Genomic DNA, 16,424 nt, shown 5'->3' with positions numbered 1-16,424 from the left:
AATATCTCATTCGGACGGCTGTTTTAGGTCTGATGCGGATGGGAGGCAACGTTCTTGAGGGCTGGATTCGCTTCTGGGCAAGGAGCGATCGCAGCCTTCAAGTTTAGTAGCTAGGCGCTGCCACAGGGTTTGGTACAGTGCTTCTGGAACAGGTACTTTGAGCGCTCTGCCCAGCCTATTTTTTTTTTGAGCTGCTACCAGACAACTTTCTTGGGGACAAAGATAGGCAGATCGCCCCATCCCCCGATCTAATTGTAACTGCTGGGACGGATAGACTCTGACAATTCGCCAAAACGCCGATTTTGGCGCGACTTGGCGGCAACTCACACAACGACGGTAGTTTGGTTCCATCTCAAGCAATGGGGAGTGTAGATTTTGGATTGAAGATTTAATCTCAAATCTAAACTTCCGTGGTTTCCACCTCATCTACATCTACATCATCAAAATCGTCACCGTTCTGCTGCCAGCTAGAAACTGCTGCCGGTCTTTCCAGTTCTTCGAGTTCATCGTCGGCTTCGTCATATTCAGCTTCTTCTTGGGCTTGCCGAGCGGCTGCGATCGCTGCCATATTCCGAGATTCCGCTTCGTAATCGTACTTGGCAATATCTTTAATATCTATTTTCCAACCAGTCAGGCGGGCTGCTAGCCGGACATTCTGGCCTTCTTTACCAATCGCCAAACTTAATTGATCCTCCGCTACCAAAACATGAGCCTGACGAGCATCTGGGTTAATCAGACGTACCTCATCCACTCGTGCGGGCGACAGAGCATTGGAAATATAAGTAGATGGGTCGGGCGACCAACGAATTACATCAATTTTTTCGCCGCGTAATTCATTCACTACCACTTGAATCCGCGATCCTCTAGCACCAATACAAGCTCCCACTGGGTCTACATCGCGCTCCAGGGTATCGACCGCGATTTTAGTCCGCGGGCCAACGTGACGAGACGGAGGATTTGCTTCCCGCGCCACTGCCACAATCCGCACCACTTCATCCTCAATCTCTGGGACTTCGTTGGCAAAGAGATAAACGACTAAACCTGCGGCAGCTCTAGACACTAGCAATTGTGGCCCCCGCGCTGGGCCTTCGCGTACTTTTTTGAGAAATACCTTGAAGGTTGCATTGGCACGGTAATTATCGTTGGGTAGCTGTTCCCGTTTCGGTAAGTCGGCTTCTACTTCTGGCTGACTAAACCCACTACTGACAGCTAGAATCACGGATTGCCGCTCAAATCTCAGTACCCGCGCCTGCAAAACGGTTCCTTCCAGTTCTTGGAACTCTTCTGCGACGAGTTTGCGCTGCTGATCTCGCAGTTTTTGCGATAGCACTTGCTTGGTCTGAATTGCTGCCATGCGACCGAACTCAGTTTGATCGGGGGTCACATCTAAAACCACCGTGTCGCCAATCGCTGCTTCAGGCGCGACTTTCTGCACTTCTTCTAGACCAATTTCATGATCGCCACTACTCACCTTTTCAACGATGGTCTTGGTCGCCAAAACGCGGAAGCCTTCTTCTCCTTCTTGTTCTAGGTCGAGTTCGACTTCAAAGTTTTGAAAGTACTCTTCATCAAAATGATGCTTGTCGAGGTTCTGGGTACGACGATATCGCTCGTATCCTTTCAATAAAGCTTCTCGTAGGGCTGCTTGTACGGCACTTTTGGGTAAATTGCGCTCTACACTAATTTTATCGATTAGCTCTTTAAGTCCGCGTAGACTAACCATTGACATAAAAAAACCTCGCTAATTGCTATTGGTAATTGGTAACTGGTAATTGGTAATCGGTCAGTGGTCAAGAGGCAACTTCCTTGCGAACCACTGACAACTAACTACTAAGCTGACAGCTCAATTACCGTTTTTCATCCAGCTGCACTCGGCTGACCATTTGGCGGGGAATGGCGATCGCTCGACCTTTCTGGTTGAGGTAAACACCCTCTTCATCCCGACGAATCAGTTGCCCCGTCCACTCTTGCTGACCTTCGTAGGGTTCGGATGTGGTGACAATTACGGGAAATCCCTTGAAGGAGATGAATTCCCGATCTGTCGTCAACTGACGCGAAATACCGGGACTAGAAATTTCCAGGACATAGGCATCAGGAATGAAATCCGCTGCATCCAAAGCAGCCTCCAATGCCCGACTCATTCGTTCGCAGTCATCCAGCCCTGTGTCAGCGTTGCAATTCCGGATGTCCACGCGTAGCACGGGTGGGCGTTGGTTGGTGTGAAAAACCGCCCCGACTACTTCCAAGTCCAGGGCTTCTGCCACTGGCGCTGCTAAATCAATAATTTGTGGAATCAGGGGATGAGTCATTGGAAAACTCCAATAAAAAAAGTGGGTGCTGCCCCACTTCCTGCGAACACTATATTCCAAGAAGTCTCTGGACGAATCCTGATGGATTCGCCTTCCTAACTTTGAGTTTAACTCAAGCGGTATGCCAGTGGCGAGTCGTCAACCGAGCGCTGAGGGAAGATAAGAAAAAAGAGATAGGCACCGATGCTCGGTGCCTGAAGGGCTAGGAAAATTGGACTGAGGATTATTAACGTAGGCGCGTGCAAGCGCGGGATGAAGACTCTGTAGAAGAACAACTTTTCTTCTGGGTGGCGGCGCGATCGCGATAATAAACTCTCTAGAAACATCTAGGAAAGAATGCTAGGAATTGAGATTGGTAGAAAATGTCTAAGAAGTTGGTTATGACACTCCTTATCTATCGGGAATTTGGCGCTTTCGCGACAATTTATCAGAATTTGTGGCAGGTAGTTTACTCAATAAATAACTCTTTCAAGATGCCAATACTACTGTTCAAACATCTTCGTATCCAAGCTCAACAGTCTCGGTCTTGTCCTAGCACAAGCCAAGACTAAATTTGAATCCTAAATAAGGAGTTCAAGTTAGAGATGGATATCAGCAATTGACATACAAATTCAAATTATTGCTTGACAATCTGACGGATCGCCCGTGTTTCTTCTAACACTTGCTCCAAATCTTGCTCGGACAAGCGTTGGACGTAGTTGAGTTTCATTTCCTCCAACATATCGAAAAGTAAAGATTGAATTTTCTGAGCAGTCTGCTGTCTTTGCACCTCCGATCCTAAGGCTTCAGTGAAGTGTTCTATCAGCTGTTTGGAAAGTTCTGCGCCAACCGGATCGTCTTCCAGAGAGGCGGTGAGGGTGTTGTAGGCTGCAAGTGAGATTTCTTTGACCAGTTTTTCAGTTATCTGTGTGGGGATAGTACCCACTCCAGGTACTTGTTGGAGTCCCCGATAGAGGGGAGATTGGCTGAGAATTTTTTCAATGTTGTGCTGTAGAATTGCCTCTAAATCTGGCTGAATTTTTGGTAACACTTGATTGACAGTTACTTTCATCAATAAGGTAGCGATCGCTTCTACTTCATTAACATTGTTAATGTCAACATAAGGACGAGCCTCCCGTCCTGATAACCACCGAGTCAGTTCTCCGCCACGAATCGACCCTTGTAGCTGGTTGATTACCCGGATCACAATGACTTCTGCCAATTCTTCTGCAAAGTTTGCCGCAAATCCTCGGTTAATTTGCACTCGTATTGATTCTAAGTTTAATAATTGTGCTTGGTGTAGGCGCATGAAAACTGAAATGACGCGCAGCCACCGCCAAAAAGGTAGCAGCAAGAAAATATCATACCAGCGCCACATCATTGCTTCGAGCCAAGTGAGACTATGGTGACGTCGGTGGATATAGTAGGTACGAAGCAGAAACTCAATGCCAAAGGGAATGATAAACCAGAGATCGATTTTCCAGAAGTAGTCAACGAAATTACCTGTTTCCCCAACTGGGCGAAAATAATTTCTTGCCATCAAAGGCTGAATTTCTTGGTTATAAAAGGTAATTTCTTTTTCCACGCCAGCTTGGGATAAATAAGGCAGACTCCAAAAGGTGCTAAAAGATTGTTTGGCAGAGACATTGCCAACGCGCTGACGCATCCGATTTTTGATTTTTTCCAGAGTCCCTGTCTTATTCGCCTCTGCAAACGGGTTTGTCTCAATCATTTCCACACTTTGTTGGCGCAGTTCCTCCAGTAAAGTTGCCACCTCTGGCGACTGCAATCCTTCTGTCTGTTGCAGCTGTGCTTTGAGTTTTTCTACTGTCTCTAGGTACTGCTGGGTTTCTCGATGGGGTTCAATACCTTTGATGGGGTCATAGATTCGGGTAATGCTGCGAAATTCCCGCAGGTAGAAATCGCGCAGCGGAATGTAAGTTAAGTCGAACAGCACTAAGCCCAAGTTAGCCACTGCCAAAAGTGCCATCACACGTTCAAACCACAAGTTCCGGCGGGATTGGGGAGTCTTTGCCAATTTTTGAGGTGACATGGAAAGGAAGATGAGGTAATTGGTAATCGGGAATCGGTAATGGAAAAAAAGGGAATGGCGAAAAAGCTGCTACCTACTACCTAGCTAGCATCCATCACAATTTTCAATTACCAATTATCAGCTTGACAGACCCTCTGAAGCTTCAGTCATATTTGATACCACTAATTGTTCACCAATTGCTGATGTTGCCTTCAAAATAGAAGGATTCTATTGGATATCAGCACGCTGAAAGGTCGAACCCGGTAGCGCACGCGACGCGATCGCAATTGGCGGTTGTAGCGATCGCTTGGGAAAAATAAACGGTAGAATGCCCAATTCAGCTTAAACTGTAACTGTTCAAATCGCTATCGCGCTTAATCAGTGAGTGAGTGAGGAGATTGAGCTATGTGGAATAGGTTTGGAATGCCTTTAGCTGCGGTGATAACCATAACCGCCAGCTTAGTTAGTTATCAAGTAGCTATAGCCGAACGCAGCCGCGATTACACGCCAAGGGAATTTCGCTCCCTGTTGCGCGGCTTTGGGTATAACGTCACGATTGGAGATACTCTGACGGATGAAGCCACGATAAGGGCTATCCGCGAGTTTCAGCAGGGATATAAGCTAACACCTGTTGATGCTACAGCGGGGCCGAAGACACAGGATTATGCCGCAAATATCGTTAGAATTCTTCAGGCAAACTTGAATCTTGTCGTTAAGCCAAATCCGCCCCTTCCCCGTAACCAGTTTTATGGTCCGCGCACTGAAGATGCTATCAGGCAGTTTCAGAGACAATTTAATTTGCCGGTAACTGGCATTGCTACGTTACCAGTTCGTCAGAGACTCGACCAAGAAGCAAGAAGAATCCTCGGATTTGAACAGCAATCGCCAGCGCCAGCGACAACACCAACACCCCAATCAGCGCCAGAACCAACACTAGCGCCATCGCCAACACCGAGTCCCGCGCCAACCCCCCGCGCCACCCCAACGCCGAGTCCGAGTCCATCGCCATCCCCAAGACCAAGTCCTAGTCCTAGCCCATCGCCAAGACCAACGCTGAGTCCAAGTCCATCCCCGGCTCCCAGCCCAAGTCCATCGCCTTCAAGCTGATAAATTTTTAAGGTGCTGTGGGTCTAAATCGCATAGCGATCGCGCTGAGTTGGGAATAGATAATGGATCGCTAGTGAGCAGTCATTATTTAAACGGTTAATGACTGCTCACTACTGACAATTATCCAGACTCAACTTCTGGGAAAATTCAATCTCAGGGCAGCTTAAGACTTTGCATTCTCTGGGATCGGTCTGCCCTTTGGCGCTGGGGGTAAAATTGGGGGACGTTCGTAGGGCATGGGAATGTACTGCACACTTGGACGTCCTCCTTGGGGCTGCGGATAGAAATCCATCAAGTTATAGATTGACATCGGCAGCCCTACCGTGATCGGCATACCGAGTTCTGTAGCTTCCTCGACTGTAATCGGATAGTCATGGGTGACGCGCCCTGTAGTGATCGCGTCCACAATCCGTTCGATGTTTTCGGGAGCAATTTTCGGTTGGGGAATATTGTCTTTCAAGAGGGTTCGGACAAAGCGCTGCACCTGATCCATCGCTTTGCGCGAGAGGTCTGCCATGATGATCGTGTTGTCGTCGATTTCGCTAATTGGCTTCTGTTCGATGACTTTGAGGACACTCGCCGCTGCCATATTTCCCAACTGGGGATCGACTGGACCTAAGACAGCGTTGGCATCCATGACGATTTCATCAGATGCTAAAGCTAACATGGTGCCACCACTCATGGCGTAGTGGGGTACAAACACGGTGACTTTGGAAGGGTGGCGAATTAACGCTCTAGCAATCTGCTCGGTTGCTAGCACCAAACCACCTGGGGTATGCAAGATTAGATCGATGGGAACTTCGGGAGGTGTGAGGCGAATTGCCCGTAGCACCTGTTCTGAATCTTCAATGCTAATGTAGCGCGAGATGGGAATTCCTAAGAAACTAATCGATTCTTGCCGGTGAATTAGCAAAATCACTCGACTATTGCGCGATCGCTCAAAATTCCGCAAGGCTTGCACTCGCTGAAAAGCCAAGCGGCGTTGTTGGAAGGCGGGCAAGATCGAGCTGACAGCCAGAAATACCCAGAAGAGGTCAAAGAAACTAAAGCTCATTATTCCCTAGCAAGAACGCAGTATTCCCCCTTATTCTTCCAATATCTAGAAAATTGAAACTCTATCTGTAGAGCAAACTATTTCAAAGATGAAAATGGGGAGTCGATTGTTGGTCGCTTCCCCACTTTCCGGTTCCAGACGCGATACGATTGCGCCTGGAACCAGCTGCTTTTCTCGCTTAATGGCGGGCGATGCCTTCTTGACGGGCGGCGGCTTGCACGGCACCGGCGACGGCATTGACAACGCGCGGGTCGAACACGGAGGGAATGATGTTTTCCCGGTCGAGGTCGGAGGGTTTGACTAAAGAAGCGATCGCGTAAGCGGCTTCTAGATACATCGTGGTGGTAATGGTCTGTGCACGACAATCGAGCGCCCCGCGAAAAACGCCAGGGAAGGCGAGCACATTGTTAATTTGATTCGGGTAGTCGCTGCGTCCGGTTGCCATGACCGCGACATCTTCTGTGACTAATTCCGGCTGAATTTCAGGAATAGGATTCGCCATTGCAAAGACAATCGGATCTTTTGCCATCGAACGCACCATTTCCGGCGTTACAACTCCAGGCGCACTGACGCCTAAGAAGACATCAGCTTGCTGCATGGCATCTGCCAAGTTACCGCTGGCTTCGACAGCAAATTCTTGCTTTTCCGGGGTGAGGTCGGTACGTTGGCTGGAGAGAATTCCTTTGGAATCGCACATCCAGATGGATTGTGCGCCCGCTTTCTTGAGCAACCGAGCGATCGCTACCCCAGCAGCACCCGCCCCATTGATCACAATTCGGACATCCGCTAAGGATTTTTTCACTAATTTGAGGGCGTTAATCAATGCGGCAAGGCTAACAATTGCGGTGCCATGTTGATCGTCGTGAAACACCGGAATATCGAGTTCCTGCCGCAGTCGCGCTTCAATCTCAAAACAACGGGGGGCAGCAATATCTTCCAAGTTAACGCCGCCAAAGACTGGGGCAAGATTTTTTACCGTGCGGATAATTTCATCCGTGTCTTGGGTATCCAGGCAAATCGGAAAGGCATCAATCCCGGCAAATTCTTTAAACAACATCGCTTTGCCTTCCATTACCGGCAACGATGCGGCTGCGCCCAAGTTGCCCAATCCCAGTACGGCGCTACCATCGGTAACAATCGCAACCGTGTTTTGTTTAATCGTGAGAGTGTGAACCTGTTCGGGGTCAGATGCGATCGCCATACAGATGCGACCGACGCCGGGAGTGTAAGCCATTGCTAAATCGGCTTGACTTTTCAGCGGAATCTTACTCTGCATCGCGATTTTGCCGCCGCGGTGCAAGTTAAAGGTGCAATCGTAGACATCGATTACCTTGACATCTGGCAATCCTTTCACGGCTTGCACAATTTGTTCGGTGTGTTCCGTGCTGGCAGCATCGACGGTGATTTCTCGCACCACGATATTGCGAGTCCGCTCGATTAAACTAATTTGACCGATGTTACCGCCGACACTAGCGATCGCGGTGGTGATGCTTGCTAACATCCCAGTGCGATTGGGAATCTGGAGGCGAATCGTTAAACTGAAGCTAGAGTTGGGTGTTAGGTTGACCATGCTGACTAAGGATTTTAGATTTAAGATGATAGATTTTGGATTGGGAATCTAAAATCCTTTCCTCCAAAATCCAAAATTGTTCGCTCCTAGCCTAAAGGAGCTGCAAGTTTCCAATTGTACCCAGTTACACTACCGGATTAGCTGCCGCGATAATGGCGAGTCTCTATACCGAAATTGAAATTAATGCTCCTAAGCAGGAAGTTTGGCAGGTTCTGTTGAAAAAAGAAAAGTGGTACAAGTGGAACACTTTTTTATTTGACCTCGACCCAACGGTGCCATTTAAGCAGGGGGAAGAAGTTTTACTCTCTGTGCGGCGCGTACCGGGTGAGGAGGAAACAGAGTTTCAGCCGTTGATTACTAGAGTGCAGTCTGGACTATGCCTCGCTTGGGTTTCCTCGATTCCTGGCTTTAAGAATGAGTATGTCTTTGAGTTGCAAGAGATTGGTATTGGACGGACTAAATACTTCCACCGCAACACGTTCTCAGGGGTGCTGACTCGTGTATTTATGCCCTTCATTCGGGATGATGAGCAGCAAGGCATCAAGCGGATGGCGCGGGAGTTGAAGCGTTATGTGGAACGGATGTAAATTCTGGGAACACCTTGCCTTGGCAATTAAAAATCGCGGCTATATAAACTCAGTCTCCCGTTGCGGACTGATGAAATTAAAACCCGCGCACCATCTGGGTTTTGTCTATATAGCCGCGACTGCTACCCGCTAAGGAAATTCGGTTACAAAAACTGTTACCAGCCCTTTTCTATAAGTTGCTGCCGAATAAGATTGTTTTAAGATAAGACTCCTTCAGAAGCCGTGGAACTCCAACTCCCACGGTTTTTTACTTTATATAAGGTGCGGACTTCTCGAAAGCAAAGAAGTAGGGCTAGATTAGGCAAGCAATTGTCTAGCTTGCTTGTGGAGCCGTCTACCCATGCACCCCGATCTGAAGTCACGTAGAGACGCCATTTATCGCGTTTAGCTATTCAACTGGCAAAAGTTGTAGTTGATAGCGATAAAGTGCGACGGGTTGATCGACAGCTTTGAAATAGTCTGGATCTTGAGGCGAGAGGTAAATTGCTGTTACTTGATCGGCTTCAATGGATGAGTGAATCCATTGATAAGCAGTTGTGGTTTCTACAATATTGAAATACGGCTGAGGGGTGCCGCGAAAGACTTGCTGAGACACTTCTGTGGCAATAAATCGATCTGGGGCGAGTGTTTCGGTGCCTCGACTCGTGACAATTGAGACTAGCTGGCGATCGCCTCGCAGTAAAGTCACCTGACGATTGGGAGAATTGGGATCGACTTTGACCGATAAGATCGCGCGATCGCCTAAATATGCCTTCCCGATACTCAACCCGTTAAACGCCCGATCTGCTACTACCGGCTGATTTTTGCCTTTTGTTGAGACAGTTATCGCGTCTTGATTTTTGAATCGCACGGGGAAACTAACGGGCTGATTCAGCTGGCGACGATTACTTTCAAACCCTGGCGTCACAATTTCTGGCGCTAAGGGTGCCACTAAATCTACTAACGTACTGGTGACGTTCCAAGTACCTTCCATCCAGTCAGGATAAACTAAGTCGCCCTTCGCGGCGCTGACGGGTGGTTTGCTGTCCCAGTGAGGAAACTGCGCCAAACGGTCAGCCAAAAGCCCCGCCTGCGCTTCCCCTCCCCATAGCAGCAACCCCAAAATTAGGAAACAACCCCAAAAGACTCGTCGCATCACGGTAAACGTGGGTTTGTTTGTAGGATTATATAGCTTTTAAACACAGAAAGATCCTCAATTTACCGGGTTTTCAAGCATTTCGACTACACCGAATCAACGGGTACTGGTTCCCAAACTTCTCCATATTTCTCCTGAAGGGACTGCCATGCTTCTACTTGTCCTGGTTCGTATTCTCCTGGTTTGCCCCACTGGAGAAATGCGCTCAAGGCGGGTTCACTTTTCTCATCCAGAAAGCGAATAGCATAGGTAGTAAAGTTACCCCGTTTTGATTCGCCTGTCTCAAATTTTACCTGCTTGATAGCATCCATATTCAGGTGAAACTCGAATATGTCGGCGTGCATATTAGCGTACTTACCTTTAGGTAATTCTGCATAAAACAGCTTTTTCAGCGGGCCGCGGACTTCCAAAACAGCAGCACTGCTGGTCACAATCAGACGCAGTGTTCCTAAATTTTCGCAGGATTCTAAAAATTCTTTCAAATTAGCTTTCATGGTAAATTTGAATGTTGAAGAAGAAAATCTTTGCTAACCTTAATGTGGCATTAGAATGACTAATTCTCTAATTAATCCTAAGGTTTTTGTCGAAAAAATCATTTTAGATGAATCAATTCTCCCTCCTTTTAAAGTATACAAAATCATCCACGCATCAAAATAGCTATCTATTGAAACTCCGAACAAAGCCAACAAGCAACTAAAACTCAGCACAATTATTTTCGGTTTTCTTTCTTCCCTTGTTCTAGCTTTTGCATGGGAATGCTTTTGCATTCAGCGCAGCGGCACAGGCACAGTCGAGTGTCTCTGCGACCGATGGCACTGGCATCCATATTATACAGAAGGGCGATATCTTAAAAGACGATTTCCGGTTCACTTCGACATCACTAGCGGAACTCTTTCAGGCGAAAAGGCGAATCTCTTCCATAGCTTCAGCCAATTCGGTTTTAGCCAGAACCAAATTGCCAACCTTCTCTCTAATCCGTCTATTTATCTTTTGACTAACACAACTTAAACCTCTCCATCTAAATTCCCGTTGTTGTACTCTTTGAGCGCAAATCCCTTTTTTTAATAGGTCGTCTATTCAGGAAAACAGGGCAATGATAAACTATTTTATAGGAGCTATCCATCCCACATTTTGTATTACAATCTACCTTTCCCTAGAAGTTTAGGGTGTATTTTCCCTAGGGCAAGTTGTAGATCGCGTATACTGTAGGCAAGCGCTACCTTTGAGTTTAAAAACTGTGAGCCAGCCTGGTCATTTCCTCTGGGTTACTGGTACGATTTTCCTTTTATGGTTAAATAATTCTAGCTGCACCTTAGCACAAATTATTCCGGATGCTACGCTGCAAAATAATACCATTGCTATCCCCGAAGGCAACGCCATCCGAATTGAGGGCGGCACGCAAGTAGGCGGCAATCTATTTCATAGCTTTACAGAATTTTCCATTCCTATAAATACTGAAGCTTTCTTCAACAACGCCGTAGAGACTCAAAACATCTTCAGTCGCGTTACAGGTAGCAATCTTTCTCATATTGATGGATTGATTCAAGCGAACGGCACAGCTAATTTGTTTTTTATCAATCCCAACGGCATTACTTTTGGTCCAAATGCCAAACTTAATATAGGTGGTTCCTTTCTCGCTTCGACTGCTAACAGCATTCGATTTAGCAATGGAACTGAGTTTAGCGCTACTAAGCCTAGCGCCCCCCCATTGCTAACGATAAATGTTCCGATAGGCTTACAATTTAACGATTCAAACGCAGGAGTTATTCGCGTTCAAGGATCGGGACACAATTTCAGGTTCGGACAGACAGGTGGACTAGAGCCGAATACGAAAACCGAGGGTCTAGCGGTGCAACCTGGGAAAACTTTAGCTTTAGTCGGGGGAGAAATTGCCTTAGAGGGCGGTAATTTAAAGGCTGAGTCGGGAGCAATTGAGCTTTGGTCAGTTACTCGTGGCTCATTGCCAATGCAAGTCAGCAGCGAACAAATCAACTTCAACAATGAACAACAACTTGCAGAATTAGGAAGTATTAATTTATCGGGTGCTGCTTCAGTGGATAGCAGCGGCGCACAGGGAGGTTCGTTTCAGATACAAAGCCGAAATCTGAAACTAGAACAAGGTTCGCTCATCGTATCCCTCACAGAAGGATCTCAACCGGGGAGAAGCGCCACCATCAATGTTTTGGATACTGTAGAACTGATTGGTAGAACAGCCGATGGCAGAATCGGTAGCGGCTTTTTTGTTCAGACGAATGGTGAGGGAAAAGGCGGCAATTTAACAATTACAACAGATAGGTTGCTACTAAGAGATGGAGCATCCATTGGTATGGGGACTAACGCTTCAGGGAATTCTGGTACCTTACGAGTGCAAGCGAGGAATGTTCTCTTGGGCGGTCTTTCAGCAAATGGATCGCGTCTGACGGGTATTTTTTCTAATCCTACTTTTGCCTCAACTGGAGTTGGCGGTGATGTCATTATTGATGCTAAACAACTATCTCTTGAAAATGGAGCGGTGATCTCTGTGTCTACCTTTGGCGCAGGCCAAAGTGGCAACATAACAGTTCGAGCCAATGACGTGCAAATACGAGGAACTTCTGCAACTGGGGGAATTGGTAGCGGTTTTTATGCTAGGACTAGCTTAAGCAATATTGCGAGTTCTCCACCGCCGTTGACGGGAAATTCGGGTAACGTAACAGTAATTGCTAACAGATTGAGCTTTCGGGAGCGGGCAACAATTAATGTTGCTAATTTTGGGAAAGGCAATGCTGGTAATATTAATATTCGCGCTGCCATAGTTGAGCTAGATAATAACTCGATTATTAGAGCGACTCAGCGACAGGCGGAACAGGGAAATATTACGATTGAATCTCAAGATTTGCGATTGTGGCGCAACAGCCTAATTACGACTGATGCCAGTAACATCATCCTGTTTGATACGGGTCAGACAATTGCAAATAATGATATCAGTACCAATGGTGGCAACATCATTATTAATACAAAAACGTTAGTCGCGTTAGAAAATAGCGATATTACTGCCAATGCTCAACAAAGCTTTGGGGGTCAAGTAAGAATCAATGCTAGCGGCATCTTTAAAACTTCAAATAGCGATATCACCGCCACTTCTAGTCGAGGAACTCAGTTCAGTGGGATTGTCCAAATTAATACTGCTGATGTGAACCCTTCTTCTGGCTTAGTTGCACTACCAGAAAATTTTACTGACATTAGCAAACAAATTTCCCAAGGTTGTTTGGCTTCTAGGGGGAATAGTTTTGTTGTCACTGGACGCGGCGGTTTGCCAGCAGATCCCAATGAAACTTTGTTAGGAAGTACAGTATGGCGGGATTTGCGCCTCCCTAGGGGTAATACCTCCTTACCTGTCTCCGTTTCCAAGACTGCCTCTGCACGTACTCCAATGGTGGAGGCAACTGGATGGGTAAAAAATTCTAATGGTGAGGTAGAGTTGGTTTCCAAATCTATCAATGGTGTGGCTCAAAGTTCCTGGGATGAAATTGCTAGTTGCAGTGTTTCTAAGTAATATAACAATCTTCAATTATTCATGGAATCTTCCGTCTCTTTTCTTTAGTGTCCTTTGCGGTTTATTAAATTTTAAAACTAACTTTAGATTGCTAGAGAATTATTGCAAAAGAATTTTTATCTTTTGAACCGCAGATAAAAACAGAGAAATATGAATAACCCTTTAATTTTGCAAAAACTTTTATGCTAAAAATAAGGTGGCTTATAAAAAGTATTCATTATCGGATTTTGCTAAGCTTGTTGACACTTTTTTTGGTGACAGCATTTTTACCGGCACTAGCGCAGACTAATCTTAAATTTTCTTATTTTGATTCACAATTGGTATCAATTGTTAAAAATATTCCGGATTCTGATGCTCCTTCAGAATCTAAACAGAATGATGCCTTTGTACTAGAACAAGGCAGAACCCTGTATGAAGCAGGACGATTTGATGAAGCGCTCGCATTCTGGCAACAAGCGCTCGAAAACCTTGAGGCGCAGGGCAATCGCCTCCACGCTGCCCTCGTTTTAAGCTATCTATCGAACGCTTATCAAGAATTGGGTCAATGGGAGCAAGCGAAAAACGCGATCGCTCAAAGTCTCAATTTATTGCAAACCCAACCCGATGCAGCCACTCTTGCCCAAGTTTTGAATACTCAAGGAAGTCTCCAGCTAGCAATGGGGCAAACTGAAGCGGCTTTAGATACATGGAAACAAGCTGAAAAAGCTTACGCTTCAGCAGGCGACGACGTTGGGAAATTAGGCAGTTTGATAAACCAAGCTCAAGCTTTGCAAGCATTAGGACTCTACCGACAAGCTAAAACAAACTTAGAACAATTAAATACTCAGTTGCAAAACTTGCCAGATTCCTCGCTTAAAGTATCAGGATTGCGAAGTCTGGGAGTTACCTTACAAGTAGTCGGAGATTTAACTCAGTCCCAGCAGGTTTTAGAACAAAGTTTGTCACTCGCCCAAAGGCTAAACTTTCCCTTAGAGATTAATGCCAGTTTATTTAGTTTGGGAAATACTCTTAGAGCTTTACAAAAACCGAGAGAAGCGCTGGAAATCTACCGAAAGATAGTAGAGAGTTCTCCCAATTTTTTAGTTTTAGAAGTCCAACTGAACCGATTAAGCCTTTTAGTAGAAACTGGACAACCAGCCGCAGCCCAAGCATTATTACCCCAAATCCAGTCTCAATTAGAAAGTATCTTACCTAGTCGCGCTGCTGTTTACAGTCGAGTGAACTTGGCTAGAACTCTCATAAAATTGGGAAATCGGGAAGAGCGATCGCAGATGGTCAATTCTCAAGAGATTGCTCAGATATTAGCAAAAGCTGTCGAACAAGCGCGAATGCTTAAAGACTCGCGTGCTGAATCTTACGCGCTGGGTCAACTCGGATACCTGTACGAACAAACGCAGCAATGGAAACCAGCGGAGGAGCTGACGAGACAAGCACTCGCGATCGCGCAAGAAATTAATGCTTTTAGTATTGTGGCTCGTTGGGAAGGACAACTCGGCAAACTTCTCAAACAGCAAGGCGATATTCCGAATGCGATCGCTGCTTACACCAAAGCTGTTAATACCTTACAATCCCTCCGCAGCGACTTGATCGCGCTGAATCCCGACGTTCAACTTTCCTTTCGCGAAAACGTCGAACCCATTTATCGTGAGTTAGTAGAGTTACTGTTAGAATTTAATCCCAGCCAAACCAATATTAAACAAGCTCGCGAAGTCATTGAAGCGCTACATCTAGCAGAATTAGATAACTTTTTTCGAGAAGCTTGTTTAGATGTTCAACCCCAGCAAATCGATCAACTCGATCCTCAAGCAGCAGTCATCTACCCCATTATTTTGTCAAATCGTTTAGAGGTAATCTTATCTTTACCCGGAAAACCTCTCAGCCATTACTCGACTAGGCTAGTGAAAAATGATATTGAAGAAACGCTGGAGCAGTTATTAGAATCTCTTAATCCATTTTTTTCAACTGAAGCTCGTTTGCGTCTGTCTCAGCAAGTTTATCGCTGGTTAATCCAACCTGTTGAAACAGAATTAACCAAAAGTAATATCGCCACTTTAGTATTTGTGCTAGACGGTTCGTTGCGAAGTTTACCAATGGCAGCGCTGTACGACGGTAAACAATATCTCATTGAAAAATACAATATAGTAGTAGCTCCGGGTTTACAGTTGGTTACACCACGAGTGGGAAGTGCGTCGTTAAGCCAGTTACTTGCCCAAAAGCGAAACAAAATTTTAGCAGGCGGAATTACCGAAGCTCGACAAGGTTTTCCAGCATTGCCAGGAGTAGGAGCTGAAGTCAGCCAAATCGCGTCTGAAGTTCCTTCCAAAGTATTTATAAATGAGGATTTTACCGAATTAAACTTACAAAACTATCTGAATAAAAATTCTTTTACGGTTGTTCATTTAGCTACTCACGGGCAGTTTAGCTCTAGCTCAGATTCTACATTTATCCTGACGTGGAATGGTAGGATAAATGTCAAAGAATTCGAGAATTTATTACGTTCTAGAGATCCGGGTACTTTTAATCCGATTGAACTATTAGTTCTGAGTGCTTGCCAAACTGCAACTGGTGATAAGCGAGCGGTATTAGGATTAGCAGGAGTAGCCGTGCGGTCTGGCGCACGCAGTACTTTAGCAACTCTCTGGTCAGTGCAAGATGAATCCACTGCTAAGCTTATGGGCGAATTTTATCAGCAACTCTTACAAGGAGAAAGCAAAGTTAAAGCCCTTCGTCAGGCACAGATAGCTCTGCTAAAACAGCCAAAATATGCTCATCCTTTTTACTGGTCATCTTTTATTTTAGTAGGAAGTTGGCTTTGAATAGGTAGGAGTTTTCAGTCCACTTACTTCGCAATTTTTGGAGGTTCTGTTTCTAGGAGGCTAACAGAGAGTTACCCCCAGGTAACATAGCAATCGCAAAACGGTTCGGATAAGATGATTCCTTAAACAGCAATAGATTAAAAAGCCTCTATAACTCTTGTTCCTATGCAGCGAAAATTATTGCATATTTCTACTAATCGAACCGTATTGATGGCAATCCTATTGGAGTTATGAGCTAGCGGTTCAGATTCCGAACTTCTTAACCAAGTCAGGAATTTCGCATTACGAACCCTTTATCTG

General features: G+C 45.9%; 13 protein-coding genes. 4 read left to right on the top strand and 9 right to left on the bottom strand.

Going from position 1 to position 16,424, the window contains the following annotated elements:
• Positions 1-6: 6 nt before the first annotated feature.
• From H6F52_RS07025 to H6F52_RS07005, 5 genes are all read right to left on the bottom strand, one after another.
• Positions 7-351, bottom strand: a complete 345-nt coding sequence (locus H6F52_RS07025) for a YlxR family protein (protein ID WP_190533136.1) — start codon at positions 349-351, stop codon at positions 7-9.
• Between the two features lie 49 nt (positions 352-400).
• Positions 401-1,729 (bottom strand): transcription termination factor NusA, encoded by a 1,329-nt coding sequence (nusA, locus tag H6F52_RS07020; protein WP_190529947.1) that lies wholly within the window; start codon positions 1,727-1,729, stop codon positions 401-403.
• 118 nt (positions 1,730-1,847) lie between these two features.
• Positions 1,848-2,309, bottom strand: a complete 462-nt coding sequence (gene rimP, locus H6F52_RS07015) for a ribosome maturation factor RimP (RefSeq protein WP_190413346.1) — start codon at positions 2,307-2,309, stop codon at positions 1,848-1,850.
• A 107-nt stretch (positions 2,310-2,416) separates the two neighbouring features.
• The gene (locus H6F52_RS07010; RefSeq protein WP_190533133.1) at positions 2,417-2,635 is read right to left on the bottom strand and encodes a hypothetical protein; all 219 of its coding nucleotides are present in this window, start codon (positions 2,633-2,635) and stop codon (positions 2,417-2,419) included.
• Positions 2,636-2,925: 290 nt separating this feature from the next.
• Positions 2,926-4,341 carry a hypothetical protein gene (locus tag H6F52_RS07005; RefSeq protein ID WP_190533132.1) on the bottom strand — a complete coding sequence of 472 codons (1,416 nt, stop codon included), beginning with the start codon at positions 4,339-4,341 and terminating at the stop codon, positions 2,926-2,928.
• Positions 4,342-4,725: 384 nt separating this feature from the next.
• Between H6F52_RS07005 and H6F52_RS07000 the strand changes: the two genes are divergently transcribed.
• Positions 4,726-5,427: a peptidoglycan-binding protein gene (locus H6F52_RS07000; RefSeq protein WP_190533129.1), complete on the top strand. Its 702-nt coding sequence runs from the start codon at positions 4,726-4,728 to the stop codon at positions 5,425-5,427.
• A gap of 163 nt (positions 5,428-5,590) precedes the next feature.
• Here H6F52_RS07000 and H6F52_RS06995 read toward each other — a convergent pair whose 3' ends face one another.
• Positions 5,591-6,481 carry a hypothetical protein gene (locus tag H6F52_RS06995; RefSeq protein ID WP_190435590.1) on the bottom strand — a complete coding sequence of 297 codons (891 nt, stop codon included), beginning with the start codon at positions 6,479-6,481 and terminating at the stop codon, positions 5,591-5,593.
• A 178-nt stretch (positions 6,482-6,659) separates the two neighbouring features.
• A complete protein-coding gene (locus H6F52_RS06990; protein ID WP_190533126.1) occupies positions 6,660-8,051 on the bottom strand; it encodes a malic enzyme-like NAD(P)-binding protein in 1,392 nt (463 codons plus the stop codon).
• Positions 8,052-8,203: 152 nt separating this feature from the next.
• Here H6F52_RS06990 and H6F52_RS06985 point away from each other — a divergent pair, with 152 nt between their 5' ends.
• Entirely contained in the window at positions 8,204-8,638 is a 435-nt protein-coding gene (locus H6F52_RS06985; RefSeq protein ID WP_190413358.1) for an SRPBCC domain-containing protein, read from the top strand.
• 388 nt (positions 8,639-9,026) lie between these two features.
• On the opposite strand, the gene H6F52_RS06980 is transcribed toward H6F52_RS06985, so the two are convergent.
• On the bottom strand, positions 9,027-9,773 hold the full coding sequence (locus H6F52_RS06980; RefSeq protein ID WP_190533123.1) for a DUF6816 family protein: 747 nt from the start codon (positions 9,771-9,773) through the stop codon (positions 9,027-9,029).
• Positions 9,774-9,859: 86 nt separating this feature from the next.
• Positions 9,860-10,267 carry a ChuX/HutX family heme-like substrate-binding protein gene (locus tag H6F52_RS06975; protein ID WP_190533120.1) on the bottom strand — a complete coding sequence of 136 codons (408 nt, stop codon included), beginning with the start codon at positions 10,265-10,267 and terminating at the stop codon, positions 9,860-9,862.
• Between the two features lie 728 nt (positions 10,268-10,995).
• Here H6F52_RS06975 and H6F52_RS06970 point away from each other — a divergent pair.
• Both H6F52_RS06970 and H6F52_RS06965 read left to right on the top strand, forming a co-directional pair.
• Positions 10,996-13,308 (top strand): filamentous hemagglutinin N-terminal domain-containing protein, encoded by a 2,313-nt coding sequence (locus H6F52_RS06970; RefSeq protein WP_190533117.1) that lies wholly within the window; start codon positions 10,996-10,998, stop codon positions 13,306-13,308.
• Positions 13,309-13,625: 317 nt separating this feature from the next.
• Positions 13,626-16,124 carry a CHAT domain-containing protein gene (locus H6F52_RS06965; protein WP_347276192.1) on the top strand — a complete coding sequence of 833 codons (2,499 nt, stop codon included), beginning with the start codon at positions 13,626-13,628 and terminating at the stop codon, positions 16,122-16,124.
• Positions 16,125-16,424: the final 300 nt, after the last annotated feature.

It is taken from the genome of Coleofasciculus sp. FACHB-542, assembly GCF_014695825.1.
GTDB lineage: Bacteria > Cyanobacteriota > Cyanobacteriia > Cyanobacteriales > FACHB-T130 > FACHB-T130.
The sequence above is the reverse complement of the archived record's forward strand: the minus strand, read 5'-3'. Positions and strand labels throughout refer to the sequence as shown.

Coding starts and splice junctions, on each gene's coding strand:
- H6F52_RS06975 (WP_190533120.1), bottom strand. CDS start 10,267: ATGAAAGCTAATTTGAAAGAATTTTTAGAATCCTGCGAAAATTTAGGA.
- H6F52_RS06980 (WP_190533123.1), bottom strand. CDS start 9,773: ATGCGACGAGTCTTTTGGGGTTGTTTCCTAATTTTGGGGTTGCTGCTA.
- H6F52_RS07010 (WP_190533133.1), bottom strand. CDS start 2,635: ATGTTTCTAGAGAGTTTATTATCGCGATCGCGCCGCCACCCAGAAGAA.
- rimP (WP_190413346.1), bottom strand. CDS start 2,309: ATGACTCATCCCCTGATTCCACAAATTATTGATTTAGCAGCGCCAGTG.
- nusA (WP_190529947.1), bottom strand. CDS start 1,729: ATGTCAATGGTTAGTCTACGCGGACTTAAAGAGCTAATCGATAAAATT.
- H6F52_RS06990 (WP_190533126.1), bottom strand. CDS start 8,051: ATGGTCAACCTAACACCCAACTCTAGCTTCAGTTTAACGATTCGCCTC.
- H6F52_RS07025 (WP_190533136.1), bottom strand. CDS start 351: ATGGAACCAAACTACCGTCGTTGTGTGAGTTGCCGCCAAGTCGCGCCA.
- H6F52_RS06985 (WP_190413358.1), top strand. CDS start 8,204: ATGGCGAGTCTCTATACCGAAATTGAAATTAATGCTCCTAAGCAGGAA.
- H6F52_RS07005 (WP_190533132.1), bottom strand. CDS start 4,341: ATGTCACCTCAAAAATTGGCAAAGACTCCCCAATCCCGCCGGAACTTG.
- H6F52_RS07000 (WP_190533129.1), top strand. CDS start 4,726: ATGTGGAATAGGTTTGGAATGCCTTTAGCTGCGGTGATAACCATAACC.
- H6F52_RS06995 (WP_190435590.1), bottom strand. CDS start 6,481: ATGAGCTTTAGTTTCTTTGACCTCTTCTGGGTATTTCTGGCTGTCAGC.